Source organism: Pseudenemella bisphenolivorans (assembly GCF_051133435.1).
In the GTDB taxonomy this organism is placed as follows: Bacteria; Actinomycetota; Actinomycetes; order Propionibacteriales; family Propionibacteriaceae; genus JAAYAO01.
Map to the genome: position 1 here is coordinate 754219 of NZ_JBPGNY010000001.1, position 23499 is coordinate 777717.

The 23499-nt window shown below is 66.3% G+C and carries 21 protein-coding genes and 1 pseudogene; 2 read left to right on the forward strand and 20 right to left on the reverse strand.

Features of this window, described 5'->3' with window-relative positions:
• Nucleotides 1-16: 16 nt before the first annotated feature.
• From ACR4XW_RS03675 to ACR4XW_RS03735, 13 genes are all read right to left on the reverse strand, one after another.
• Nucleotides 17-760: a 3-oxoacyl-ACP reductase family protein gene (locus tag ACR4XW_RS03675; protein WP_434759147.1), complete on the reverse strand. Its 744-nt coding sequence runs from the start codon at nt 758-760 to the stop codon at nt 17-19.
• Nucleotides 757-1539 (reverse strand): alpha/beta fold hydrolase, encoded by a 783-nt coding sequence (locus tag ACR4XW_RS03680; protein ID WP_434759148.1) that lies wholly within the window; start codon nt 1537-1539, stop codon nt 757-759. Before ACR4XW_RS03680 ends, ACR4XW_RS03675 begins: the two co-directional genes overlap by 4 nt.
• 1 nt (nt 1540) lies before the next feature.
• A complete protein-coding gene (locus ACR4XW_RS03685) occupies nt 1541-2545 on the reverse strand; it encodes a VOC family protein (RefSeq protein ID WP_434759149.1) in 1005 nt (334 codons plus the stop codon).
• Nucleotides 2546-2570: 25 nt separating this feature from the next.
• A complete protein-coding gene (locus ACR4XW_RS03690) occupies nt 2571-3260 on the reverse strand; it encodes a PDR/VanB family oxidoreductase (RefSeq protein ID WP_434759150.1) in 690 nt (229 codons plus the stop codon).
• Nucleotides 3261-3598: 338 nt separating this feature from the next.
• On the reverse strand, nt 3599-4114 hold the full coding sequence (locus tag ACR4XW_RS03695) for a cupin domain-containing protein (RefSeq protein WP_434759151.1): 516 nt from the start codon (nt 4112-4114) through the stop codon (nt 3599-3601).
• Nucleotides 4115-4139: 25 nt separating this feature from the next.
• A complete protein-coding gene (locus ACR4XW_RS03700; protein WP_434759152.1) occupies nt 4140-4487 on the reverse strand; it encodes a RidA family protein in 348 nt (115 codons plus the stop codon).
• Nucleotides 4488-4489: 2 nt separating this feature from the next.
• A complete protein-coding gene (locus ACR4XW_RS03705; protein WP_434759153.1) occupies nt 4490-6034 on the reverse strand; it encodes an aldehyde dehydrogenase family protein in 1545 nt (514 codons plus the stop codon).
• 60 nt (nt 6035-6094) lie between these two features.
• Nucleotides 6095-7066: an ABC transporter substrate-binding protein gene (locus ACR4XW_RS03710; protein ID WP_434759154.1), complete on the reverse strand. Its 972-nt coding sequence runs from the start codon at nt 7064-7066 to the stop codon at nt 6095-6097.
• A 42-nt stretch (nt 7067-7108) separates the two neighbouring features.
• Nucleotides 7109-7900, reverse strand: coding sequence for an ABC transporter ATP-binding protein (locus tag ACR4XW_RS03715; protein ID WP_434759155.1), 792 nt, complete (start codon nt 7898-7900; stop codon nt 7109-7111).
• Nucleotides 7893-8804 carry an ABC transporter permease gene (locus tag ACR4XW_RS03720; protein WP_434759156.1) on the reverse strand — a complete coding sequence of 304 codons (912 nt, stop codon included), beginning with the start codon at nt 8802-8804 and terminating at the stop codon, nt 7893-7895. The genes ACR4XW_RS03715 and ACR4XW_RS03720 overlap by 8 nt, the downstream gene beginning before the upstream one ends.
• Nucleotides 8801-9658, reverse strand: coding sequence for an ABC transporter permease (locus ACR4XW_RS03725; protein WP_434759157.1), 858 nt, complete (start codon nt 9656-9658; stop codon nt 8801-8803). The genes ACR4XW_RS03720 and ACR4XW_RS03725 overlap by 4 nt, the downstream gene beginning before the upstream one ends.
• A 153-nt stretch (nt 9659-9811) precedes the next feature.
• Nucleotides 9812-12466 (reverse strand): aminopeptidase N, encoded by a 2655-nt coding sequence (gene pepN / locus ACR4XW_RS03730; protein WP_434759158.1) that lies wholly within the window; start codon nt 12464-12466, stop codon nt 9812-9814.
• Between the two features lie 153 nt (nt 12467-12619).
• Nucleotides 12620-13456 carry a DUF559 domain-containing protein gene (locus ACR4XW_RS03735; protein WP_434759159.1) on the reverse strand — a complete coding sequence of 279 codons (837 nt, stop codon included), beginning with the start codon at nt 13454-13456 and terminating at the stop codon, nt 12620-12622.
• Nucleotides 13457-13651: 195 nt separating this feature from the next.
• On the opposite strand from ACR4XW_RS03735, the gene ACR4XW_RS03740 reads away from it, so the two are divergent.
• Complete coding sequence (locus ACR4XW_RS03740) at nt 13652-14440, forward strand: DODA-type extradiol aromatic ring-opening family dioxygenase (protein ID WP_434759160.1); 789 nt, start codon at nt 13652-13654, stop codon at nt 14438-14440.
• 2 nt (nt 14441-14442) lie between these two features.
• On the opposite strand, the gene ACR4XW_RS03745 is transcribed toward ACR4XW_RS03740, so the two are convergent.
• The 5 genes and pseudogenes from ACR4XW_RS03745 to ACR4XW_RS03765 all read right to left on the reverse strand — a co-directional run bounded on the left by ACR4XW_RS03745 (nt 14443) and on the right by ACR4XW_RS03765 (nt 19804).
• Nucleotides 14443-16137, reverse strand: coding sequence for a hypothetical protein (locus tag ACR4XW_RS03745; RefSeq protein WP_434759161.1), 1695 nt, complete (start codon nt 16135-16137; stop codon nt 14443-14445).
• Entirely contained in the window at nt 16137-16817 is a 681-nt protein-coding gene (gene purQ, locus ACR4XW_RS03750) for a phosphoribosylformylglycinamidine synthase subunit PurQ (RefSeq protein ID WP_434759162.1), read from the reverse strand. The genes ACR4XW_RS03745 and purQ overlap by 1 nt, the downstream gene beginning before the upstream one ends.
• Nucleotides 16814-17998 (reverse strand): annotated as a pseudogene (locus ACR4XW_RS03755) (phosphoribosylaminoimidazolesuccinocarboxamide synthase). The gene purQ and the pseudogene ACR4XW_RS03755 overlap by 4 nt, the downstream one beginning before the upstream one ends.
• Before the next feature lie 49 nt (nt 17999-18047).
• Nucleotides 18048-18845 (reverse strand): hypothetical protein, encoded by a 798-nt coding sequence (locus ACR4XW_RS03760; RefSeq protein ID WP_434759163.1) that lies wholly within the window; start codon nt 18843-18845, stop codon nt 18048-18050.
• Between the two features lie 8 nt (nt 18846-18853).
• Complete coding sequence (locus ACR4XW_RS03765) at nt 18854-19804, reverse strand: ATP-binding cassette domain-containing protein (RefSeq protein ID WP_434759164.1); 951 nt, start codon at nt 19802-19804, stop codon at nt 18854-18856.
• A 27-nt stretch (nt 19805-19831) separates the two neighbouring features.
• On the opposite strand from ACR4XW_RS03765, the gene ACR4XW_RS03770 reads away from it, so the two are divergent.
• On the forward strand, nt 19832-20797 hold the full coding sequence (locus tag ACR4XW_RS03770; protein ID WP_434759165.1) for a diacylglycerol/lipid kinase family protein: 966 nt from the start codon (nt 19832-19834) through the stop codon (nt 20795-20797).
• A gap of 25 nt (nt 20798-20822) precedes the next feature.
• On the opposite strand, the gene purB is transcribed toward ACR4XW_RS03770, so the two are convergent.
• Together purB and purD are read right to left on the reverse strand one after the other, a co-directional pair.
• Complete coding sequence (gene purB / locus ACR4XW_RS03775) at nt 20823-22259, reverse strand: adenylosuccinate lyase (RefSeq protein WP_434759166.1); 1437 nt, start codon at nt 22257-22259, stop codon at nt 20823-20825.
• The gene (gene purD / locus ACR4XW_RS03780) at nt 22259-23479 is read right to left on the reverse strand and encodes a phosphoribosylamine--glycine ligase (RefSeq protein WP_434759167.1); all 1221 of its coding nucleotides are present in this window, start codon (nt 23477-23479) and stop codon (nt 22259-22261) included. The genes purB and purD overlap by 1 nt, the downstream gene beginning before the upstream one ends.
• Between the last annotated feature and the right edge of the window lie 20 nt (nt 23480-23499).

A 23499-nucleotide genomic window follows, 5' to 3' on the forward strand; every position in this document is an offset into this window, starting at 1 on the left:
TTCTCTTTCACTCAGCTCATTGCGGCATCACGAAGCCGCCGTCGACGGCAAGCACTTGACCGGTGATGAATCCGGCCCGCTCCGACAGCAGATAGGCCACGGTGTCCGCGACATCCTGCGGCGTCTGCTCCCGGTTGAGTACCCGGTTGGTGGCATACAGGTCGTAACGCTCGGGCGGCACCCCTTCGGTGGCTTCCACCCGAGTGAGGCCCGGCGCCACGGCGTTGACACGAATGCCGTGTGGCCCGACCTCCCGGGCCATCCCACGGGTCATCGCGAGCACCGCGCCCTTGGAAGCGATGTAGTGGATCAACCGGGGAGAGCCGTAGATGGCGGCATCGGATCCGAGGTTCACCACCGCCCCCGCGCCCTTCGCAATCATCTGCGGAACCAGGTATTTCGACACCAGCCAGGTACCCGTGGTGTTCACCGCCAAGACCCGCTGAAAATCGGCGTACTCCAGATCCCAGAAGGTCTTGCCCCCGACCGAGTCGGCGAGTGCGGCGTTGTTCACCAGGGCGTCCAAGCCGCCGTGGTCGGCACACAGCTCGGCCAGCGTGCGTACCGATTCCTCGTCGGCGATGTCGGTGGTGAGGCCGTGCACCTCCATGCCACGGGACCGCAAGTCCTCGACCGTCTCGGTAAGAACCTGTCCACGGATGTCGGCCAGCACCATCCGGTATCCGGCCTCACCGAGGGTTCGGGCGATGGTGTATCCCAGGCCGCGGGCTGCTCCGGTCACCAATGCGAGTTTGCTCATTGCTGCTCCAAGAAGTCCTCGATCGCAGCCACGACTGCGTCCGGGCGTTCGGTCACCGCTGAGTGACCGGCGTCGGCAATCAGCGTGAATGCGGCTCCGGGGATTCGCTCGGCGAGCAGACGCGATTCGTCCACTCCGGTAATGACGTCGTATTCACCGACCAGTACCAAGGTGGGGACGTCGACCTCGGCAAGGCGAGGACCGTGGTCGGTCTCGGCCATGAAGTCGGCGGCCATCGAGTAGCCCGGAACCCTCACCTGCGCCATGGTCGAGCGAACCGCCTCGGCGGTTGCCGGGGCGGCGTTCGGAGCCACCAGTTTGGGGGCTCGTCCGGCAGCGAATTCGACCGCACCGAGACGTTCCAAGTCCACCACCCGGGCCCGCATTCCGGCGGCGCGTTCGACAGTGATGCCCGACCCTCGGGTGGAGTCCGCCAGCACCAGGGCGCGCACCCGTTCGGGGTGCTCCAGCGCAACCCGGGTGGCAATCACACCGCCCCACGAAGTACCGAACAACACCACTCGGTCGAGGTTCAGTTCGTCCAGCAGTTCGATCACCGTTGCCGACAGGTCGATCGGTCCGGCCGGGTCATCGGATTGTCCGTACCCGGGTGCATCCCAGGCGAACGCCTGCCGGCCCCCCTGTGCCAGTAGCTGCGCGGCTCGTGAACATGATTCCGCAGAACCGCCGATCCCGTGCAGGAGCAGGATGGGATCCCCCGTTCCGGCGGTGATCAGACTGATCCCACCGGCGGTTCGGATCCGGTGCTGATCAGTCATCTCAGAACCGGCCCCGGGCCGCACGTTGTTCGGCCGTCTCGGCATCGGCCGATTCGGGCAGGAAATATCCCTCGGGTGCAGACACATCGTTGCGGGCTCCGCGATCGGCGACACCGGCCATCGCGGCGCGGACGCCTGCGGTCGGCGGTCCGGCCGTGCGCCACTGGTCGGAGAGCTCCGGGGTGCGGCGCCACGTGCGGCACAACCAGGTGTCCTCGTTGATCTCCTCGACCTCGGAGGTGTATTCACACACCAGGTTCGCCGGATCGGTGAAGTAACTGAAGGTGTTGTTGCCGGGTCCGTGCCGTCCCGGACCCCATTGGGGTTCGATCCCGTGCACCTTCAGATTGCCGATCCCTCGCATGAAGTGGTCGATCGACGTCAGCTCATAGGCGATGTGATTGACCGAAGTCCACGGCGCCTGATTGAAGGCAATCACGTGATGCTTGGGAGTGCAGCGCAGGAAGGCCATCTGCCGTTCCGACCAGTCGGAGATCCTCATCCCCAACACTTGGGTGTAGAACTGAGTAGCGGCCTCGATGTCGACGGTGTTGAGCACGACGTGCGCAAGCTGACGCGGCACACTGGGGAAGCCGTCCTGATCCTGGTAGATCACGGCATTGGCCTCGGCCGACAGTTCGATGACCCGACCTTCCGGGTCGACGAAGGCGCATGAGTAGCTACCGGCTGCCTCGTCGTGGCGGCCCGGCTCACGCAGGACAGGGATACCGAGCTTCTCCAACCGGCGAACCGCATCGTCGACATCACGGGGGGTGTCCACGGCGAAGTTGATGCTGCCCAGCCGATTCGTTTCAGCTTTCTCCAGCTTCAGAATGTGGTGTTCGGGGCCGGTGCCGCGTAGCCAGAAGCGGCTGTCATCGGCATCGGACAGGCCGAGTCCCCACACCTCCGAGTAGAAGTCCTTGGACAGGTTCGGGTCCGGCACGGCCAAGGTCGCCGAACGCAGGCCGCGCAATTGCACGACGGGCTGTTCGCTGTATCGCATATGTCTCCTCGTAGGTTCGTGCGGACTAGATGTCCAGCACCAATTCCGACCCGCGGCAACGAGACACGCAGATCATCATCGTGCCCGCCTGATCGTGTTCTTCGGGGGTCATCAAGAAGTCGCGGTGGTCGATGTCACCCGAGAGCACCTTGGTTTCGCAGGTACCGCAGATTCCTTCGGTACAGGACGAAGGGACGTCCACCCCAGCCCCCTCCAGCGCTTCCAGGATGGATTCATCGGCGGCCACCGGAACCCTGTCACCACTGGAGGAGATCACCACCTCGAAGGCACCGTCTTCTTCACCCTCGGGAACGATCCGCTCCGGTGCCTTGAATCGCTCGATCCGCAGCTGCTCGGGGTTGGGCATCGCCGCTTCCACGGCCTGCATGAACGGTTCGGGTCCACACGCATAGACGACCGTGCGGGGGTCCAGCGACCCGAGTGCGGTGACCAGATCGGGGAAGCTGCCCGATTCGTCGTCGATATGCACGTGCACCCGCTCCCGGGGCAACGCCGTGATTTCGTCCAGGAAGGCCATCATCGGCCTGGCCCGACCGCTGTAGAACAGTTGCCAGTTCTCACCCCGGCGCTGCAGTTCCCTGGCCATCGCCACGATCGGCGTGATGCCGATACCGCCGGCCATCAGCATGTGCGAAGGCGCGTTCTCCAGGTGGAAGTTGTCGCGCGGACCGTCCACCTCGATGCGTGCCCCCACGGGGAGTGAATCGTGGACATAGCTCGAACCACCACGGGAATCGGCGGTTCGCAGCACCGCGACGGTCCAGTGCCGGGTATCACGCGGATCGGAACACAACGAGTATTCGCGGACGAGGCCGTTCGGCAGATGCAGCGCCAGGTGGGCGCCCGGTCGCCACGACGGGAGCATTGCCCCGCTGGGGTCCACGAAAGTTACCGACGTGATCCCATCAGCCTCATAGGTCTTCTGCTGTACGCGAAGGGTCCGACGTTCGGCTTCGCCCGCGAAATTCGTTTCCACATTTCCTCCAGGTGGGTGGTGAGCCCCAACTCAGGCCAATGCTCGGCCGAAGGGGCTCAGCGAGTCACTCCGTACATCTCCGAGGAAGCCGGGTAGGTCGGGAGCTCCGGCTTCTTGGTGCCGATGATCACGCAGAACAACGCGTCCTTGTCCGTCTTGTTCTCGAGGCTGCGCGGCACCCCGGCCGGCACGACGATGATGTCGCGATATCCGAGTGTGCGCGTGGCCTTCTTGGTGCCGTCCTCCACATCGTGCACCGAGACCTCGATCTCACCCTCGAGCACGAAGAATGCTTCCTCGACATCGTTGTGGGTGTGCTCGGGACCCACCGCGCCGGGGGGAAGCAGCATGTTGGAGAAGGTGAAGCCCTGCGACGGAATGATGTTGCTGTCGCTCTCGTGGTTGCCGGTGGCTCCGGAACCGACGTAACGAATCTGGGCGCGACGGAAACGATCCCCACCGGCTTCGGCCTGGAAACCCAGGGTGTCCCAGTCCTCGACCCGGGTCTCCCGGGAGGCGATGCACGAATCGATCAGGGCGTCGAGGTCGGCGCCCGGCTGTAGAGCGGTCATGGTTTTCCTTTCGGTTGGGGTGGAATCAGCTGCGGTGAGCGATGGCTTCGATCTCGACGGTCGCACCGTACGGAAGGCCGGAGACCTCCACGAAACTGCGGGCGGGGCGAGGTTCGGCGTAGGTTCGCTCGAAGTGTTCATTGGCCTCTTGGCGCAACGAAACATCGGTGGCGAAGTACGTCGTCTTCACCACGTCCGCCAGCGTCATGTCGATGGTGGCCAGGCGCTCGGTCATCCGCGCGGTGGCGGCTTCGATGGCTTCCATCCGGCCCGCAACGGCCTGTCCCTGCTCGTCGACCGACAGGGCGCCGGATACGAAACCGAAGCCGCCCACCTCGTAGGCGGGACTGTAGGGGTGTGGATTGGTGGTCATATTCACTCCTTGATGCGTGCCCACGCCAGCGGCTCACCACTGACATCGACGTAGATCGACTTCTGGTTCATGTACGACAGAATTCCGCTGCGGCCCTTCTCGGTGCCGAGACCGCTCTCCTTCAACCCACTGAACGGTGTGGAGATCGAGAACTGCTTGTACGTGTTGATCCACACCGTGCCGGCCTGAACCTTCTTGGCGACCCGCCAAGCTCGAACCAGGTCCTTGGTCCAGATACCGCAAGCGAGACCGAACAACGTGTCGTTGGCCAGTCCGGTCAACTCGTCCTCGTCGTCGAAGGGGAGTACCACGGCCACCGGCCCGAAGATCTCCTCCTGGCAGATCGATGCGTCGTTGGTCACGCCGGTCAGGATCGTCGGCAAATAGTAGGCACCGTCGGCCAAGGCCGGGTCACCCGGGATGGCTCCGCCGGTGATCGCAGTGGCGCCCGCCGCGATGGCGTCAACGACCATCTGCGCCACCCCGTCGCGATGCTGATGGGTGACCAGCGGGGCCACCTGGGTGCGCGGATCCGAACCGGGTCCGACCACAAGTCGCTCGGTGGCTTTCACCAACCGATCCAGAAACTCGTCGTGGATGCTTCGATGAACGAAGACCCTGGACCCTGCGATACAGGATTGTCCGGTCGAGGAGAAGATGCCGTACAGCACTCCGGCGATCGCTTGGTCGACATCGGCGTCCTCGAAGATGATCGTGGGCGATTTTCCGCCCAGTTCGAGAGTCACCGGCATCACCTTGCGGGCCGCCAACTCGCCCAGGTGTTTCCCGGTGCTGGTGCCTCCGGTGAAACTGACCTTGCCCACCATGGGGTGGGTCACAATCGCTTCTCCCACAGAGCGTCCCGGGCCGGGCAGCACCGACAACAGGCCCGCCGGTAGCCCGGCGCGCTCACACAAGCGAGCCAGGAAGATGGTCACCCATGGCGCCCAGACCGGGGGTTTGGCGATAACCGCATTACCGGCGGCCAGAGCGGGTGCGATCTTCTGCGCATCGGACGAGATCGGGGAGTTCCATGGAGTGATCGTTCCGACCACTCCCATGGGCTCCCAGGTCGCGAAGGTGAGGTATGGACCCCGCGACGGGGTGATCTCCCCCGTCATGGTCTCCAGGACACTGGCCATGTAGCGGAAGGTGTTGGCCGCGCTCATCGCCAGGGCATACGTCTCACCCCGGGTCTTACCCGTGTCGAGCGTCTGCAGGATCGAGATCGTCTCAGCGTGCTCCTCGATCAGGTTGCCGATCCGGTAGAGCACTCGGGCACGCTCGTGCGGCAACCAGTCGGCCCAGTTGCTTCGGGCCACTTCGAGCCCCACGGTCGCAGCGGTGTCCACGTCCTCGATGGTGACGCCGTGCAGTGCGGCGAAGGCTTCCCCTGTTGCGGGGTCGATCGAGGTGATCAGGTTCCCGGTTCCTCGCCGCCATTGGCCGGCAATGGGCACCTCGTCCTGCAATACCTCACCGAGTTCCGGAAACCGGGCGACGGTGACAGCCGATATCTGTTCGACGTCATCGACGTGTTGTGTCATCAGGCCTCTCCTCGAGCTGATCACCCGGATGCCGGGTGAGGCGAATGGGCGTCAAAGCAGTCACTCGGTCCAGGTGAACTGCTCGGCCTCGTATCCCGATTCGAGGATTCCCTGATCCATCATCATGTCGGCGACGCGCTGAATCTCGGCGACATCGGTTTCGGTGATGAAGGTCGGCATGGGCATCTCGAGCGCGGTGTCGGCCGGCACCTTGGTCACGGTCGGCAGCCACTCACGCCATTCCTTCTCCTTGCTGAGGATGTCCTTGTTGGCGGCATACATCGCACGGGCGAAGGCGGCCGCGGTGTTCGGGTTCTTGTTCAGGAAGTTGTCGCCAGCAACGAAGTTGGAAACGGCCAGCTTGTTGTTCGGACCCTCCGTCAGATCAACGACCTGACGCATATCGGCATTACGCGCAGCCGACAGGAACGGCTCCGGGGCGTAGCCGACGTCGATGGAGTCGGACTGCACACCGGTCAACATTTCCGGGAACGGCACCTCGACGAAGGTGGGATTGACCTCGATGCCCTTCTCCTTCGCCAAAGCGCGGAAGGTCACATCACCAACGTTGCTGGTGGTGTTGATACCGATGGTCTTCCCGTCCAGGTCCTCGATCCCCTTGATGGCGGAATCGGGCTTGACGTACATGCCGATGCTGTTGTCCCCCAACGCCGACCCCAGCACGACGGTCTTCACCGGCATGCCCGACTGAGTGGCCGTGGCAGTGGTGAAGGTGTTGGAGATCGAGAAGTCGAGTTCACCGGTGGCAACCTTCTGCGCTCCGACCGGGCCACCCTGAACCGGCTCGAGGGTGACGGTCAGACCTTCCTTCTCGAAGAAGCCGTTCTCCTGGGCCCAGTACACGGTGGAGTAGTCGGCCAGCGGCAGCACACCAACGGTGATCTCCGCCTTCTCCGGGGCGCCACCGTCGCCGCCACCGCTATTTCCGTCATCGCCGCCGCCACCACAAGCGGTGAGCAACAGCGCGGCACCGATGCCGGCCACAGCCAGCTTGCGCATGTTCTTGATCATGGGAACCTCCGAAAGAGATGTCTTGTCGTTTCGATGTTGAGTTCAGGAACCAGCCGGCGCCGGCTCAGTTTCGGATCGACGCAGCAGCGTGGTGACATGGGCACGCACATCGACGAACCGTTGATCTGCCTTGGTCGTGACATGGTCGCGTGGGCGCGGGAGGTCAACGTCGATGACCTCGGCCACCACACTCGGTGGCTTGGACAGCACGATGATCCGATCGGCCAGATACACGCTCTCGTCGATGTCGTGGGTGACCACCAGCACGGTGATGCCGAGCTTGGCCTGGATCCGCATCAGCAGATCCTCGAGATCCGCACGGGTCTGTGCGTCCACCGAGGCGTACGGCTCGTCCATCAGCAGGAGCTTCGGGTGCGAAGCCAGCGCTCGCGCGATGGCCACGCGCTGCTGCATGCCGCCGGACATTTCCCACGGGTAGAGGTTCTCCTTGCCCGCCAGACCAACGGCCTCGATCGCTTCCTGTACCCGCTGGTTGCGCTCGGCGGCCGGCAGGCTCTTGATCGGGAAGGCGACGTTCTTACTGACCCGCATCCACGGGAACAGGGAACGCGAGTAGTCCTGAAAAACCATCGCCAGGCCCTCCGGGACGCTGGTCACCGGATCGCCCTCGAACTCCACCTGCCCGGAGGTGGGCTTGTCGAGACCGGAGATGATGCGCAGGAGCGTCGACTTCCCGCAGCCCGAGGGGCCGACGATGACGCTGATCTTGTGGGCCGGTACGTCGGCGGTGATGGAGCGTACGGCCATGTTCTCGCCGTAGGACTTGGATACCTCGCGTAGCGCGAGTTCCGGAACGTTCATGGTTTCAGTCATGTTGTTGTGTCGCTCCTCGATGCCAGGCCAGCACACGTCGTTCGACGGCCAGGAAGATGAGATTGAAGACCACGCCGATGATCACCAGCATGATCAGGACGGCGAAGAAGGTGGAGTAGTTGAAGTTGCGTTGACTCTGGATGAGCAGGTAGCCCAGCCCGTTCTCGGATTTCTGCAGCTCGGAGATGATCATCAGAATCAGCGAGAAGGACATGGACGTCCGGATACCCGCGAAGATCTTGGGCGCGGCACCGGGCAGGATGATGTGGGTCAGCACCCGGTGCGCCGGGATACGGAACACGCGAGCCGCCTGGGCCCGGGTGGTCCCGACGGCCGCCACCCCATCGATGGTGTTCAGCAGAATCGGCCAGATGACCGAGAAGGCGATCAGGAAGATCTTGGGCGTATCACCGGTACCGAAGAGGAAGAAGAAGACACCGAGCAGTGCCGGCGACGGCAACGACCGCCCCAGATGAACGAGGGGCTGGAACAGCCCTCGCAGCACGGCCGAGGTACCGAGGAGTACCCCGATGGTGATGCCCAGAACGATTGCCAGGAACAGCCCGATCAGCGCGCGCTGAAGACTGGGAAGCAGATGCGCGACAACAGCGTCACCGACGACGAAGGTTTCGTAGAAGGTAACCACCGCATCGACCGGCGAGGCCACGAACAACCCGATGGTCTCCTGTGCCGACAGCACCCACCAGATCGCGACGATGATCGCGGGAATCAGCAGGCGCAACCCGATGGTGCCCAACACTCCGCCGAGACGCTTCTTCTTGGTATCGGGGGATGCCGGGGCAACCGATCCGGCCGATTCGAGATTCTCCGGAGCGGCTCGGTGATTCTGCGGACCGGTGGCGACTTCGTCGACCACGTCCGGGGTGGTTGGATGGAGGCTCATTGGGCCAGCCCCTTCTTCCAGGCGAAGATCAGGTCATCGGCACGGGCCAGCAGCAGGTTGATCACGATGCCGATCACGCCCGCGATCACCGTGGCCGCGTAGACGACGTCCAGATTGGTCGCGTTGGCCGAGTTGGTCAGGATGTAGCCGCCGATACCCGAGCCGTCCCCCACGAGAAGCTCCACGGAGACCGCGACGATCAGGCCGATGGCCGCCGAGATGCGAATACCGGTGTATGCAAAGGGCAAAGCGGCGGGAATCTTGATCGACCGCAGGATCTGCAACTCGGAGTAGCCGAACGATCGCGCGGTCTGCACGGTGGTCGGGTCCACTCCACGGACTCCGTAGAACGTGTTCAGCAGAATCGGCCAGACGCAGGACAACCCCACGGTCAAGGACAGGGGCAGCATTCCCCCGCCGAGCAGCAACATCAGAATGGGCGCGATGGCCACCGAGGGCAGCACCCGAAACGCTTCGATCGGCCACTCGAAGGCCAGGAACACGGGCCGGAAGGCACCCATCAGGCCACCGACCAGCACGCCTGCCAGCGTCGCGATGAGCATTCCGAGCGCCCACTCACGCAGGGTGAATCCGACTCCGGCCCAGAATGTCGCATCCGGAAGCAAATCCAGTGCCCCGGCCAGGACCCGGCTGGGAATCGGCAGTCCGCTGGCGGAAATCAGCCCGGAGCGCAGGACCAGTTCGGCAACGATCATCGAGCCCAGAACGCCGATCACGCCCAGGGCGAGTGTTCGCGGCGCCGAGAGTGGCTCGCTCACAATCTTCATTGATTCTCCCATGCCGACAGCAAATACTTTAGGGATAAGATGTTTCCCAAGCGTGCCTGCCTGCATGACGGGTGTCAACCCTTTTCGCGAAACTTTCTCTGGACTTCTTGGCGTCAAGGCATCGCGCTACCCGGGCCCGCCATTCGCCGGGGGAGAACAAGGCAGACCGCTTGCGCGGGAGAACAGTCTTTGCCGAAAGACAAAACCCTCGGCGGTCGATCAGGCCGAGGCTTTGCCCTGTGCCCGCAGCGAGCGGCGCAGTTCGTCTAGTTCGTCGATCAGGATCCGGCGCAGTGCCGCGGGGGCGTCTTCGTGTTCGGCCAACCAGGACTCGACCGTCGCCACGATGGGATGGGCGTCGGGTCCGTCCTCGGTGAGGTCTTGGGCTCCGGGGAACAGGCCGCGCACCAGGCGCTGGGACAGTTCCATCGGGAAGTCCTGCCAGACCTGTTCCAGCGAGTCGAAGTAGCGACCGCAGAAGTAGTCGATCATCCGTTCCGGTTCGGGATGGGTGAGTCCGGCGATGGCGGCATCGACCTGGGCGTTGGTCCACTCCCCCGCGGTGTGCAGCCGGCTCCAGGTGTGGGCCTTGATCTCGGCGAGCGGTTGGGAGGTGTGCGCCCGCAGGTGGGCCACCGCCCCCGACGCAGTCTTGTCACGCTCGAGTTCGGCGGCCAGGTCACCCTCGGCCACCTGTCCCAGCCCGGACAACGATTGCAGGGTCAACCAGCGCAGTTCGTGGTCCATCACCAGACCCTCGACCGGTCCGACCGGTTCGGTGTCCACCTCGGCCTCGTCCCGGGGTACTTCCAGTTCGGACGATTCGGTGCCGCCGTCCAACTGGGCGAACAGCCACGGGGCGGCCATCTGCACCACACCGCCGGCGGTGATCGCCGCTCGGGCCCAGATCCGCTGTGCGTCCGAACCGGGTTCGGCCGCCTCGGCGCGGGCGCGGGCGCCGGTGAACCAGTCCTCCCGGGCGGCCTGCCGCATGTCGGCGGGCAGGAATCGTTCCACCGCCCGGGCGGCGCGAGCGGTTTGTGCCGACAGCACCGCCGAATCCACCTCGGCCCCGCCGTGGTCGAGTACCGCGCGCAGAAAAGCGACGGCGGACAGTTCGGCGTCCCGAACCGCCTCCCACAGCGTTGACCAGAGCAGCGCCCGGGCCATCGTGTCGGGCAAGGCACTCAGGTGATTCAGAGCCACCTTGGTCGAGGTCTCGTCCAGGAGCACCCGGGCATACGTGAGGTCGTCGTCGTTGACCAGCACGACCTCGTCGGCACCGGCCGGGGCGAACTCGACATCGGCATGTTCACCGGCCAACTCGACCTCGGCGCGCTCGACGCGGACCAGTTTGCCGTCGGTGAGTTCGTAGCGTCCGACCGCCAGCAGGTGCGGCCGCAGGGGGTGCTGCTCATCGACCTGCTGGCTCACCCGCAGCGTGCGGGTCTCACCCTCGCCGGGCACCCATTCGGCCCGCAGTACCGAGGGGCCACTGGTTTCCAGCCAGGCCTGCGCCCAGCTACCGAGGTCGCGGCCCGAGGCGGATTCCAGTTCGGCGAGCAGGTCGGCCAGGGTGGCGTTACCGAAGGCATGCCGACGGAAGTACCGGCGCACCCCCTCGTGGAAAGCATCGGGGCCCACCCAGTACACGAGCTGTTTCAGCACCGCCGCACCCTTGGCGTAGGTGATCCCGTCGAAGTTCTGATCGGCGGCTTCCAGATCGACGATGTCGGCAACGATCGGGTGGGTCGAGGGCAACTGGTCGGCGGTGTAGGCCCAGGACTTGCGCTGGTCGGCGAAGGGAATCCAGGCGTCGGTGAACTGGGTGGCGTCGGCGCTGACCGCGGTGCCCATGTACTCGGCGAAGGATTCGTTGAGCCAGATGTCGTCCCACCAGCGGGCGGTGACCAGGTCGCCGAACCACATGTGCGCCATCTCGTGCAGGATCACATTGGCCCGGCTCTGGTACTGCGCCCGGGTCGGCACCGACCGGAAGATGAACTTCTCGTTGAAGGTGACGCAGCCCGGATTCTCCATCGCGCCGAGGTTGTACTCCGGCACGAACACCTGGTCGTACTTGGTCCAGGGGTAGGGGTAGTCGAAGAGCTCGTGATAGTGGGTCAGGCCCTGCTTGGTGATGGTGAAGATGTCATCGGCGTCCAGGTGCTCGGCCAGCGACTGGCGGCACAGGATGCCCAGCGGTACCTCGATCTGCTGGCCCTGCATGTCCATCGACCACGCGTCCTCGACCCGATGCCAGGGGCCGGCGGCCACCGCAACCAGGTAGCTCGACATCGGCGGGCTCGGGGCGAACGACCAGGTCTTCATCGCCCGGCCGGCCTCGGATTCGACATCCTCGGTGTGCACATCGGGCTGGTTCGCGGTGACCAGCCACTCCCGCGGCGCAGTCACCGACAGCACGAAGGAGGCCTTCAGGTCGGGCTGCTCGAAGACCGGAAAGATCCGGCGGGCATCGGCGGGGGCGGCGTGGGAATACAGGTAGGTCTGCTCGTCGGCGGGGTCGAAGAAGCGGTGCAAACCCTGACCGCTGCGGGAGTAGTTGGCCCGGGCCTGCACCTGCACGATGTTGGGCGACCCATCGGTGCGCAGCCCGGTCAGGGCCAGACGCGCGCCGTCCCAGGAGACGTCGATCTGCTGGTCGTTGACCTGTACCCCGTCGATGCCGGCGCCGATGAAGTCCAGCCAGGTTTCGGGCTGGGTGGAGGTGAACCGGATCCGTACCGTGACCGGGAAGTCGGCCCGGTCGTGGTCGCGCGCCGCACTCAGGTCGAGGTGTACGTCATAGCTGCTCGCCTCAACGACGGCACCGCGGGCACGGCATTCGGATCGGGTCAGATTTGCACTACTCACGGGGCTGAGTGAACCACGTTGCTGCCCGATCGGCCCATTCGAGAGCGACCTGTAGCGGTTAATCCACCCTTCAGGGTGTCCCGAGCCACAAACTCACCCCCGGAGCCGTCAGGTGGTGCGAGAGTTCCTCACGAAGGTGATTGGGGTGCGTTTTCATCCATCGCGAGCAGCCACCAGCCGCTTGGTGAAACGGTGTTGCCGCAAACCGACCAGTCGCAGGATCAGTTGCTCGACCTCCTCCCACTGGAACATCACCTGTTCCCAGGTGAGCCGCACGACCAGATAGCCCATCGCCACCAGTCGCTGATCGCGGTAGCGGTCGCGGTGATAGGTGCCGGCATCGGCGTGGTGCCGGAAGCTGTCGACTTCGATCACGAGCCGGTCCCCGACCACCAGATCGACCCGACCCACCCCGCGGATCCGGACCTGCGGGCGTACCCGGATCCGCAACGCCCGCAGCCGCAACCGCAGCATCGTTTCGGTGCCGGAATCGCTGTGATCCAGGGCTGCTGCGGTGGGGCCGAGCACCTGCTCGACCTCACTGCGGCTCATGATGTTGCGGCCGATCATCGACTCGGCCAGCACCAGGACATTCTCGGTACTGGCGCATCGCAGGGCCTGGGCGAGTGCCAGTTCGGGCGACACCACCGGCACCGGAACCGCGCGCTGCGGTTTCGGGGCGGGACACCCGGCCGTCGCGACACGCTTGCCCCAGTGTGTGCGGTAGGTGTGCAGTCGATCGTCGATCTTCCAGGCGCCGTGCCAGGTCAACGCCGACACACATCCCAACAGTCCGCCGGAGCGCACCGCGCGCACCACCACCTCATCGGCGCCGGGTGCGGCGAACCAGCCCCGCCGCAGGCGCACCAGTTCACCGCTGCGGGTCAGTCGTTTGATCGCGGTGGGTCCCACCCCGAAGCGGCCCAGCACACCGGTGCTCATCACATTGCCCGGTCGCCACTGCGGCGGCACATCCATCCAATCGCTCATACCCCTTATCGGTGGTCACTGCGCGAGCGAACTTCCCGCGCCGGTGCCGACCTGGGGAGAACACCGCCCACGTGATCGGGGCTCGTTGTGGAAAGAGCGTGGCTACAAACGCACCCGTATGGCCGGTATCCGACCCGCAAGCGCCACACATCGGCCTGACGGGTGCGTTTTCATCCATCGGACACAATGACTGTCATGACGCGCATGCCCACGGTCTTCCTCACCCACGGTGGAGGCCCCTGTTTCTTCATGGACTGGAACCCGGCCGACGCCTGGGACGGCTTGCGGGCCGGGCTGGAATCCATCCCCGAGCTACTGCCCGAACCGGCCAGGGCGATCCTGGTGGTGTCGGCGCACTGGGAGACCGACCCGGTGTCGATCGAGGTCGGTGCCCGACCCGACCTGGTTTTCGACTACTACGGCTTCCCCCCGCACACCTACGAACTGACCTACCCGGCACCGGGCGACCCGGAGTTGGCCGAGCGGGCACGAACCCTGCTCGACGACGCGGGCATCGCGGCCCGCACCACCTCGCGGGGTTGGGATCACGGGGTGTTCGTGCCCCTGCTGGTGGCCTATCCCGAGGCCGATGTGCCGGTGGTGGCGATGTCACTGCGAGCAGATCTCGACCCCGGAGCACACCTTGACCTGGGTCGGGCGCTGACTCCCCTGCGCGACGAAGGGGTGCTGATCATCGGCAGCGGCTCCAGCTACCACAATCTGTCCGGTGGTGGACCGGCGGCGAAGGAAGCCGCCACCGGGTTCGACCAGTGGCTGCACCAGGTGTTGCCGACCCCCGGCCACGACCGCGACCGGGCCCTGCGCGACTGGGCCGGGGCCCCGGGTGGCCGGTTCGCCCATCCTCGTGAGGAACACCTGATCCCCCTGCATGTGGCGGCCGGTGCTGCCGAGAACGACGCCGGCCGAGCCTTCTTCGCCGAGCCGGTGCTCGGGGTGGAGATGTCCTGTTGGGTCTTCGGCTGAGCTCAACCCTCGGCGGACCCCACCGCGGGCGCACTGAGCCGAGCCGCAGCCGCCACTACAGCGAAGGTCAGCGACCCGACGAACCACGCCCACACCGGGTCGGGGGCCACGACCGCGATCACGGTGATCGCGATCAGCACCGGCACGCGCAGCCCCGGTAGGCCCAGTTCCGTTCCGGAGGGGCCGGGGGCCAGCCAGGCATGCACCACGGTCCAGGCCCCCAGACCGAGCAGAATCACCACCAAGTCGACCCACTCGACCTCGGACCGCACCCGCAGAAATACCGCCGCGGCAGCCAGCACCGCCACCAGCAGGGTCAACCACGGCGCCCCGAGTCGGCGCAGCCCGGCCCACCGGCGCCATCGCGCGAAGTGGCCGAGCAACACCAGCAAGCAGGCGGTCATCGCCGTGGCGGTGGCCGAGGCATCGGTACCGCGGTCGAGCAGGCTGCCGCGCAACCAGGGCAGGCCCACCCAGGCGTGCACCACCCCGACCACGACGCTCACCACCACCCCGGCGAGCCAGGACGGCCAACCGCGCCACCGGGTCACCAGCACTGCGGCCGCCGCGCAGGCACCCCACCAGGCAACGGTGGTCAGGGCAGCCGACCAGGCCGGGTGATCGCCGCGCCACCATCCGGATGCACCGGCCAGCAACAACGCCGCCGGCCAGGTGGTGGCCACCGTGCCGACCACTGCCACGGCTGCGGCACCTGCCCGAGAACCGGAACGCCACCACAACCGAGCCCCGATCAACAACCCGGCCACGAGCAGCACGCCGATGAGCCCGGCCGGTAACAGGTCTTCACGATCGATGAGCTGACGGGTGTCACGCAGCAGGCTCCGCGCCACCTCCGCCGAGACCTCCCCCTCGACCACCCTCAGCAAACGCGGCTGCTGCTGATCGGGCGGGTAGCTCAGGGTCGGATCCAGATCCAGCAATGCCGCCGACAGGTCGGCCAGATCCAGCGAACCGGTGCGCTCGTCGCGACCGACCAGCATTCCGGAATCCTCGGCATTCGTGCGGTACACCAGTTGCGGACGCCGCCCATCGCGATCCGGCCCCAGCCCGGCGACGATCACGGTGACGTCATCGCGCCCGGCCAGTTCGGCGAGCACGGTATCGGCGTCCTCACGGGTGGGCGCGGCAATGAAGGTGAGCGGACATTCCAGCACCTGCCCCGAGGCGGTGAACTGTTCGAAGGGTTGGTACACCGACACGGTGCCGTCGCGGCGGGCTCCGGCCAATGCCGCTTCGGGGCCCACCGCGGCGGTACAGCCGGTCGTGACTTCAGCCAGGGAGCCGAGCCGGCCACCGGCATACTCCTGCAGTTCGTGCCAATCGGCGATCGCCCCATCGGGGGTGACTTCGGGGTGACAGATCGGACCGGTTTCGACCACCTCACCGGCACTGATGCTGGCGAAACCGGCCGCGGCGCACTGGTCGGGCCCGGTGGGCACCCGCAGCACCCCGACTTGGGCGTTACCCCGATCGAGGACGGACGCGGCCTCGTCGCTCACCGCCGGCTGGGTCTCGACCCCCAGCACCACCACCTGGGTGGTGGAGAACGGTGAGGTCACCGACTCCGGGGGCTGGGGCGCGAACAGCCATCTGGCCAGCAGCAGGCCGGCGACCACCAGGACGACCAGCCCGGCAACTCGCCCCGGACGGAAACGGCTCTGCGGGGCGGACGCCATCAACTCGCGGCGACTGCCAGGAAGCTGCGCACCGATTCGAAGAACAACCGGCCGTCGGTGGTGGGGCTGGTGATCGCTTCGACGTTGTGTTCCGGGTGCGGCATCAGGCCGACGACATTGCCGCGGGCATTGGTGATGCCGGCGATGTCGCGGGCCGAGCCGTTGGGGTTGCCGCCGATGTAGCGGAAGACCACCTGCTGTTCGCCCTCGAGCCGGTCGAGAGTGTCCTCGTCGGCGACATAGCGACCCTCGCCGTTCTTCAGCGCGATGGTGATTTCCTGACCGGGGCTGAACCGGGCGGTCCACACCGTGTCGTTGGTTTCCACCCGCAAGCCTTGGTCACGGCACACGAAGGTCTGGCAGTCGTTGCGGATCAGCGCGCCGGGCAGCAGGTGGGCCTCACAGAGCACCTGGAAACCGTTGCAGATCCCCAGCACCGGCATGCCGTCCTTGGCCTTGCGGATCACCTCGTCCATCACCGGCGAGAACCGGGCGATCGCACCGGCGCGCAGATAATCACCGTAGGAAAACCCACCGGGCAGGATCACCGCGTCGACCCCCTTGAGGTCGGGATCGCTGTGCCACAGGGCAACCGGCTCACCGCCGGTCAGTTTCACCGCCCGCGCGGCATCCCGGTCGTCCAGGGTGCCGGGGAAGGTGACGATACCGATTCGGGTCACTGCACGTCCTTTGAACCAGCAGCCTTTGAAACAGCAGCGTCACCCGACTGCCCATCGTCGACCCGCACGGTGAAGGTCTCGATCACGGTGTTGGCCAACAGCCGTTCGGCGGCCTCGTTGATCTCGGCCAACCGCTCGTCGGTGACCTCACCCTCGACGTCGATCTCGAACCGCTTGCCCTGCCGGACGGTCAATCCGGGAAAGCCGAGTCGGGACAATGCCCCGGTCACTGCCTTGCCCTGCGGATCGAGGATCTCGGGCTTGGGCATCACGTCAACCACTACACGCGCCATATCGCTGATCCTATCGCTATTCCCTCAGGCTTCGAACGTCCGACCGGTGAGGCGCTCGTAGGCCTCGACATACCGGCTTCGGGTGGCGTGGACGATCTCCTCCGGCAGGGCCGGCGGGGCCTCGCCGGAGGCCCGGTCCCAGCCCGATTCGTGAGCCAGCCAATCACGGACGAACTGTTTGTCGAAGCTCGGCAGGGCGCCGCCGGGGGTCCACGCCTCGGCGTCCCAGAATCGGGACGAGTCGGGGGTCAGCACCTCGTCGGCGAGCACCAGGGTGCCGTCGGCCCGATGCCCGAACTCGAACTTGGTGTCGGCCAGGATGATCCCCCGGTGGCGGGCGATTTCCTCGGCGCGGGCATAGATGTCCAGGGTGCGGGTGCGCAGTTCCTCGGCGACCTCGGTGCCGACGGTGTCGACCAAGGTCGCGAAGTCGATGTTCTCGTCGTGGTCACCGACCGCGGCCTTGGCGGCCGGGGTGAAGATCGGTTCGGGCAACCGCGAGCCGTCGACCAGTCCCTCGGGCAGCGGCACCCCGCACACCGACCGGGATCGCTGGTACTCGACCCAGCCCGACCCGGTCAGGTAGCCGCGGGCCACGCACTCCACCGGCACCATCTCGAGCTTCTCGCAGATCACCGCCCGACCCCGGACGGCCTCGGGTACCTCGGTCGACAGCACGTGATTGTCGATGCCGAGCTTGTCGAACCACCACAGCGACAGTTGGGTGAGGACGGCCCCCTTGTCGGGGATCGGGGTCGCCAGGACGTAGTCGTAGGCCGAGATCGCATCGGTGGCGACCATCAAGATCCGCTCCACCCCGTCGGCGGCGTCGAGGGCGTACAGTTCCCGCACCTTGCCCTGATGAATCAGCGGCAGGTCGTCGATCAGGCGATTGCTCACCCGCCCAGTCTGTCAGGTACCGGCGAGCCCCGGTTCATCAGACGTCACGCCGGACGGTGAAGATCGCACCGAGCAGCGCGGGCACCACACACCACCCGAGCAGCACCAGCACCGATCCCCATTGCGGGAAGGGATCGGCCGGGGAGCCCGCCAACGGGTTCGTCACCCCGATGCTGACCATGGTTGCCGCACTCGGCATCAGGTTGTGCAGGATCGTCCAGATCCCGGCATCGGGGTAGAACTGGGTCAACGCCATGAAGACCGCCGTCGCGATGGGTTCGAGGATGTAGGCGAACCCGACCCCGAGCAGCACCGCGGCGATCATATTGCGCACCAGAATGCCGAAGCCCATGCCCAACAGGGCCCACAGACCCATCGTCAGCGAGCTCATCGCCAGGATCTTCCAGGTCTCGGCCTCATCGAGCAGCAAGGGGGCATCGTTCATCGTCAGGAACGGAATCGAGACGGCGTAACCGGCCAGATTGCCCAGCACGCCCATCACCAATCCGACGAGGAAGACCATCAGGGCCTTGGCGCCCACCACGATGAATCGGTGCGGGACGGCCAGGTAGCTGTCGATCAGGGTCTTGTGCCGGTATTCGTTGCTCATCGCCAGCGCCCCGACGATCAGTGCCGGAATCCGGGCCATCTGATGGCCCGCGGTCCACACCGCCGGCGGGATGGACGGATCGTTGAAGATGATCCCGGGGTCGCCGGTGGCGAACTGGAAGAGCGCGCCGAAGCCCACCCCTCCGATGATCATCAGCAGCACCACCAGGCCGAGCATGATCCACATCATTTTGGTGGTGGCCATCTTCAGCCACTCGGACTTCAATGCGCCGATCATGCTTGGGCCCCCAACATCCGGAAGAAGTTCTGCTCCAGGTCCACCTTCTGGACGGTGATCTCCCAGACCGGGATGCCCGCGGCGAACAGGTCGTCACCGACCCGGCGGGGATCGGCCCCCGACACCAACAGACAGGGTCCGTGCCGATCGGAATGGTTGATGACCTGGTAGCCACGCTGCGCCAGCATCTGGCCGGTGCGGGCCAGGTCGGCGGTGCGTACCCGCACCGCGGCATCGTTGAGTTCCAACTCGGCCAGGGTGCCCTGGTAACGCACCTTGCCCTTGCCGATCACAACCAGATCGTCGGCGGTGGCTTCGATCTCGGCCAGCATGTGTGACGAGACCAGTACCACCCGGCCCCGGGACGCGTAGTCGCGCAGAAAGGTGCGCAGCCAGCGGATTCCCTCGGGGTCGAGGCCGTTGGCCGGCTCGTCCAGGATCAGGTAGTCGGGGTCGCCGAGCAGGGCCGCGGCCAGCGCCAGCCGCTGCCGCATGCCCATCGAGTAGCCGCCGGCCTTGCGCTTGGCGGCCGGGGTCAGGTCGACCAGATGCAGCAGCTCGTCCACCCGATGATCGGACGCCCCACAGGTCGCGGCCAGTACCCGCAGGTGGTCGCGTCCGGAACGTCCGGGGTGGAAGTTCGCCTCGATCGCGGTGCCGACGGTCTGCTTCGGCTGGGGCAGGTCGACGTAGCGCGTGTCACCGAAGGTGGCGGTGCCACCATGGGCTGCGGCCAGCCCGACCAGTACTCGCATCGTGGTGGTCTTGCCGGCGCCGTTGGGGCCCAGGAAACCGGTCACCCGGCCGGGATGAACGTCGAAGGAGACGTCATCCACCGCAGTCACCTCGCCGAACCGTTTGACCAGATTCCTGATCCGAATGGGTGGAATCCGGTGCCCGGGGGGTGGCTGGTCGGCCGCCCTGCGCGGGTGCTGCTGTATTTGCATAGCAGGACCCTAACTAGAATTCGGGCCATGTCTCTTCTCGCCGTTGTTTACAACCCGATCAAAGTCGACCTCGATGCCCTGCGCGCTGCGGTGGAGAAGGCCGAATCCGAGCACGGGTGGGAGCCCAGCCTGTGGCTGGAGACCACCGAGGACGATCCAGGTTGCGGCCCGGCCGAGGAAGCGGTCGAGCGCGGGGCCGACGTGGTGCTGGCCTGCGGCGGCGACGGCACCGTACGCGCGGTGGGTGAGGGCCTGCGTGGCACCGATACCGCGCTGGCGCTGTTGCCGGCCGGTACCGGCAACCTGCTGGCCCGCAATATGGGCATGGATGTCACCGACATCGACCGGGCCGTGGACGTGGCCTTCACCGGCACCGACCGGCGGATCGACGTCGGCATCGCCGACATGTTCGCCGCCGACGGCAAACACCAGCGGCACACCTTCCTGGTGATGGCCGGGGTGGGCCTGGATGCGCAGATGATCGTCAACACCGACGACGGGTTGAAGAAGAAGGTCGGCTGGTTGGCCTATGTGAAAGCGATCGCGGCCTCCCTGCCGGGTGGTCGCCGGTTGAAGCTGCGGATCCGACTGAACAAGGAGGCGACCTTCCGCACCCGGGCCCACACCCTGGTGATCGGCAATGTCGGCGAACTCGTCGGCAATATCCCGCTGCTGCCCGACGCCCAGATCGACGACGGGGTGCTCGACCTGGTCACCCTGCGACCCAAGGGCCCGATCGGCTGGATCCGGATCATGTGGACGGTGCTGGTGCAGAACAAGCTGATGCAGCGCGAGTACCGGGGTGCCCGAATCGGCGGCAAGGGTTCGAAGCACGCCCTGCACTACCGCACCGCACGCTCGGTGGAGGTGCAGGTGCACAAGCCCGAGCCGCTGGAACTCGACGGTGACCTGTTCGGGGAGATGCGCAGCTTCGCGGTGCAGGTCGATCCGTTGGCGCTGACCCTGAAGATGCCCCCGGCCGGCGACGACTGATCAGCCCCGGACGGACGGCAGCCGGTTACAGCACCGAGCCGGGCAGGTATCCGGCCGCCTCCGGGTGGGCCGCGGCGAGTTCCTCGACCCGGGCAACGAGTCGGGACACCTGGTCACCGGCGGTACCGGTCAGGGCCAGCGGGTCGGCCAGAGCAGCGGCGAGAGTGTCCCGGTCCAGGCCGCCGAGCCGCTCGTCGGCGGCCAGTCGGTCGATCAGGTCGTTGTCGGAGCGTCCGGTTTCGCGCATCTCCAGGGCCACCGCGACGGCGTGTTCCTTGATCGCCTCGTGGGCGGCTTCGCGGCCGACCCCGTGCCGCACCGCGGCCATCAGCACTTTGGTGGTGGCCAGGAAGGGCAGGTAGCGCTGCAGTTCGGCCTCGATCACCGCCGGGAAGGCGCCGAAGTCGCGCAGCACGGTGAGGAAGGTTTCGAACAACCCGTCCAGGGCGAAGAAGGCGTCCGGCAGTGCGACCCGGCGCACCACCGAGCAGGACACGTCGCCCTCGTTCCACTGATCACCGGCCAGTTCGCCGACCATCGACACATATCCGCGGACGATCACGGCCAGGCCGTTGACCCGTTCACAGGAACGGGTGTTCATCTTGTGCGGCATCGCCGAGGAACCGACCTGGCCGGGTTGGAAGCCCTCGGTGACCAGTTCGTGGCCGGCCATCAGCCGGATCGAGGTGGCCACATTGGACGGCGCGGCCGCGACCTGGGCCAGCGCGGTGACCACGTCGTAGTCGAGCGAGCGGGGGTACACCTGCCCGGTGGAGGTCAACACATTCGGTACCCCGAGGTGGGCGGTGACCCGCCCTTCCAGGTCGGCCAGCGCGTCGGCGTCGCCGTTGAGCAGGTCGAGCATGTCCTGGCTGGTGCCGACCGGCCCCTTGATGCCGCGCAGTGGGTAGCGCTCGAGCAGTTCGGTGATGCGGCGGTGGGCGATCAGCAACTCGTCGGTGGCGGTGGCGAAGCGCTTGCCGAGGGTGGTAACCTGGGCGGCCACATTGTGTGACCGGCCGGCGATCGCCCGGTCGGCGTATTCGGCCGCGATCCGGGCCAGCTGCACCAGGGTCGCCACGATCCGGTCGCGGACGAGTGCCAGGGCGTGCACCACCTGGAGCTGTTCCACGTTCTCGGTCAGGTCGCGGCTGGTCATCCCCTTGTGGACGTGTTCGTGCCCGGCCAGGGCGTTGAACTCCTCGATCCGGGCCTTCACGTCGTGTTTGGTGACCCGTTCCCGGTCGGCAATCGAGGTCAGATCCACTTGGTCGATCACCGCGCGGTAATCGTCGATCACCTGGTTCGGGTCGGCGCCGCCGAAGTCGACACCGAGGTCGCGCTGGGCCTCCAGTACCGCGATCCACAGTTGCCGTTCGGCGATGATCTTCTGTTCCGGCGACCAGATCTGCAACATCTGCGCCGAGGCGTAGCGGGTGGCCAGCACATTGGGGACGGTCATCACAGGGCTCCTTCTGCCGCCTTGGCGGCGATGTCACGCCGGTAGTGGGCGCCTTCCAATCCGATTCGGGCGATCCGGTCGTAGGCCGCGGTGCGGGCATCGGTGAGGGTGTCCCCTTGGCCGATCACGGCCAGCACCCGTCCCCCGGTGGCGCGCAGGGTGCCGTCGGCGTCCAGAGCGGTGCCGGCGTGAATCACCTCGGGCCCTTCGGCGCCGGTGAGTTCGCGTCCGGTGATGGTCGGGCCCGGGTAGCCCTCGTTGGCCAACACCACCGCGACCGCATAGCCGTCGGCGAACTCCAGCGGCGGCTGTTCGGCCAGGGTGCCGGTGGCGGCGGCGTACAGCACCTGGCCCAGGGGGCTGCGCAGCAGCGACAGCAGGGGTTGGGTCTCGGGGTCGCCGAAGCGGGCGTTGAACTCGATCACCCGCACCCCGCGCGAGGTCAGCGCCAGGCCGGCGTAAACCAGCCCCACGAACGGCGTCCCGCGGCGGCGCAGTTCGTCCACGGTCGGCTGGATCACGGTGTCGACCACCTCGTCGACGAGCCCCTCGGGAGCCCACGGCAGCGGGGTGTAGGCCCCCATCCCGCCGGTGTTGGGGCCTTGGTCGGCGTCGAAAATGCGCTTGAAGTCCTGGGCCGGTTGCAGCGGCAGGACGGTGGTGCCGTCGCTGATCGCGAAGAGGCTGACCTCGGGGCCGTCGAGGAATTCCTCGATCACCACCTGTTCGCAGGAGGCGGCATGGGCCAGGGCTTCCTCGCGGTCGTCGGTGACCACGACGCCCTTGCCGGCGGCCAGGCCGTCGTCCTTGACCACATAGGTCGGGCCGAACCGGTCCAGGGCGGCGGCGGCCTCCTCGGGGGTGCGGCAGAGCACGGCTTCGGCGGTGGGCACCCCGGCCGCGGCCATGATCTCCTTCGCGAAGGCCTTGCTGCCCTCGAGCCGGGCGGCATCGGCATTCGGGCCGAAGCATGCAATTCCGGCCGCGCGCACAGCGTCCCCGATGCCGGCAACCAGGGGGGCCTCGGGGCCGATGATCACCAGGTTGGCACCGACCTCACGAGCCAGGTCGACCACGGCCGTCGGGTCGAGGGGATCGATCGGGTGCAGGGTGGCCACGTCGGACATCCCCGGGTTACCGGGTGCGGCATGGATCGCGGTAACGGCCGGGTCGGCCGCACAGGCCAAGGCCAGCGCATGCTCACGCCCCCCGGACCCCAACACAAGGACGGTAAGAACAG

Excerpts from the sequence above, each read along its gene's own strand:
- purB (WP_434759166.1), bottom strand. The coding sequence starts at position 22,259 with ATGACCGTCCCCAATGTGCTGGCCACCCGCTACGCCTCGGCGCAGATG.
- ACR4XW_RS03735 (WP_434759159.1), bottom strand. The coding sequence starts at position 13,456 with ATGAGCGATTGGATGGATGTGCCGCCGCAGTGGCGACCGGGCAATGTG.
- ACR4XW_RS03720 (WP_434759156.1), bottom strand. The coding sequence starts at position 8,804 with ATGAGCCTCCATCCAACCACCCCGGACGTGGTCGACGAAGTCGCCACC.
- ACR4XW_RS03680 (WP_434759148.1), bottom strand. The coding sequence starts at position 1,539 with ATGACTGATCAGCACCGGATCCGAACCGCCGGTGGGATCAGTCTGATC.
- ACR4XW_RS03685 (WP_434759149.1), bottom strand. The coding sequence starts at position 2,545 with ATGCGATACAGCGAACAGCCCGTCGTGCAATTGCGCGGCCTGCGTTCG.
- ACR4XW_RS03700 (WP_434759152.1), bottom strand. The coding sequence starts at position 4,487 with ATGACCACCAATCCACACCCCTACAGTCCCGCCTACGAGGTGGGCGGC.
- ACR4XW_RS03695 (WP_434759151.1), bottom strand. The coding sequence starts at position 4,114 with ATGACCGCTCTACAGCCGGGCGCCGACCTCGACGCCCTGATCGATTCG.
- ACR4XW_RS03765 (WP_434759164.1), bottom strand. The coding sequence starts at position 19,804 with ATGCAAATACAGCAGCACCCGCGCAGGGCGGCCGACCAGCCACCCCCC.
- ACR4XW_RS03725 (WP_434759157.1), bottom strand. The coding sequence starts at position 9,658 with ATGCAGGCAGGCACGCTTGGGAAACATCTTATCCCTAAAGTATTTGCT.
- ACR4XW_RS03705 (WP_434759153.1), bottom strand. The coding sequence starts at position 6,034 with ATGACACAACACGTCGATGACGTCGAACAGATATCGGCTGTCACCGTC.
- ACR4XW_RS03745 (WP_434759161.1), bottom strand. The coding sequence starts at position 16,137 with ATGGCGTCCGCCCCGCAGAGCCGTTTCCGTCCGGGGCGAGTTGCCGGG.
- ACR4XW_RS03770 (WP_434759165.1), top strand. The coding sequence starts at position 19,832 with ATGTCTCTTCTCGCCGTTGTTTACAACCCGATCAAAGTCGACCTCGAT.
- ACR4XW_RS03710 (WP_434759154.1), bottom strand. The coding sequence starts at position 7,066 with ATGATCAAGAACATGCGCAAGCTGGCTGTGGCCGGCATCGGTGCCGCG.
- ACR4XW_RS03715 (WP_434759155.1), bottom strand. The coding sequence starts at position 7,900 with ATGACTGAAACCATGAACGTTCCGGAACTCGCGCTACGCGAGGTATCC.
- ACR4XW_RS03740 (WP_434759160.1), top strand. The coding sequence starts at position 13,652 with ATGACGCGCATGCCCACGGTCTTCCTCACCCACGGTGGAGGCCCCTGT.
- ACR4XW_RS03675 (WP_434759147.1), bottom strand. The coding sequence starts at position 760 with ATGAGCAAACTCGCATTGGTGACCGGAGCAGCCCGCGGCCTGGGATAC.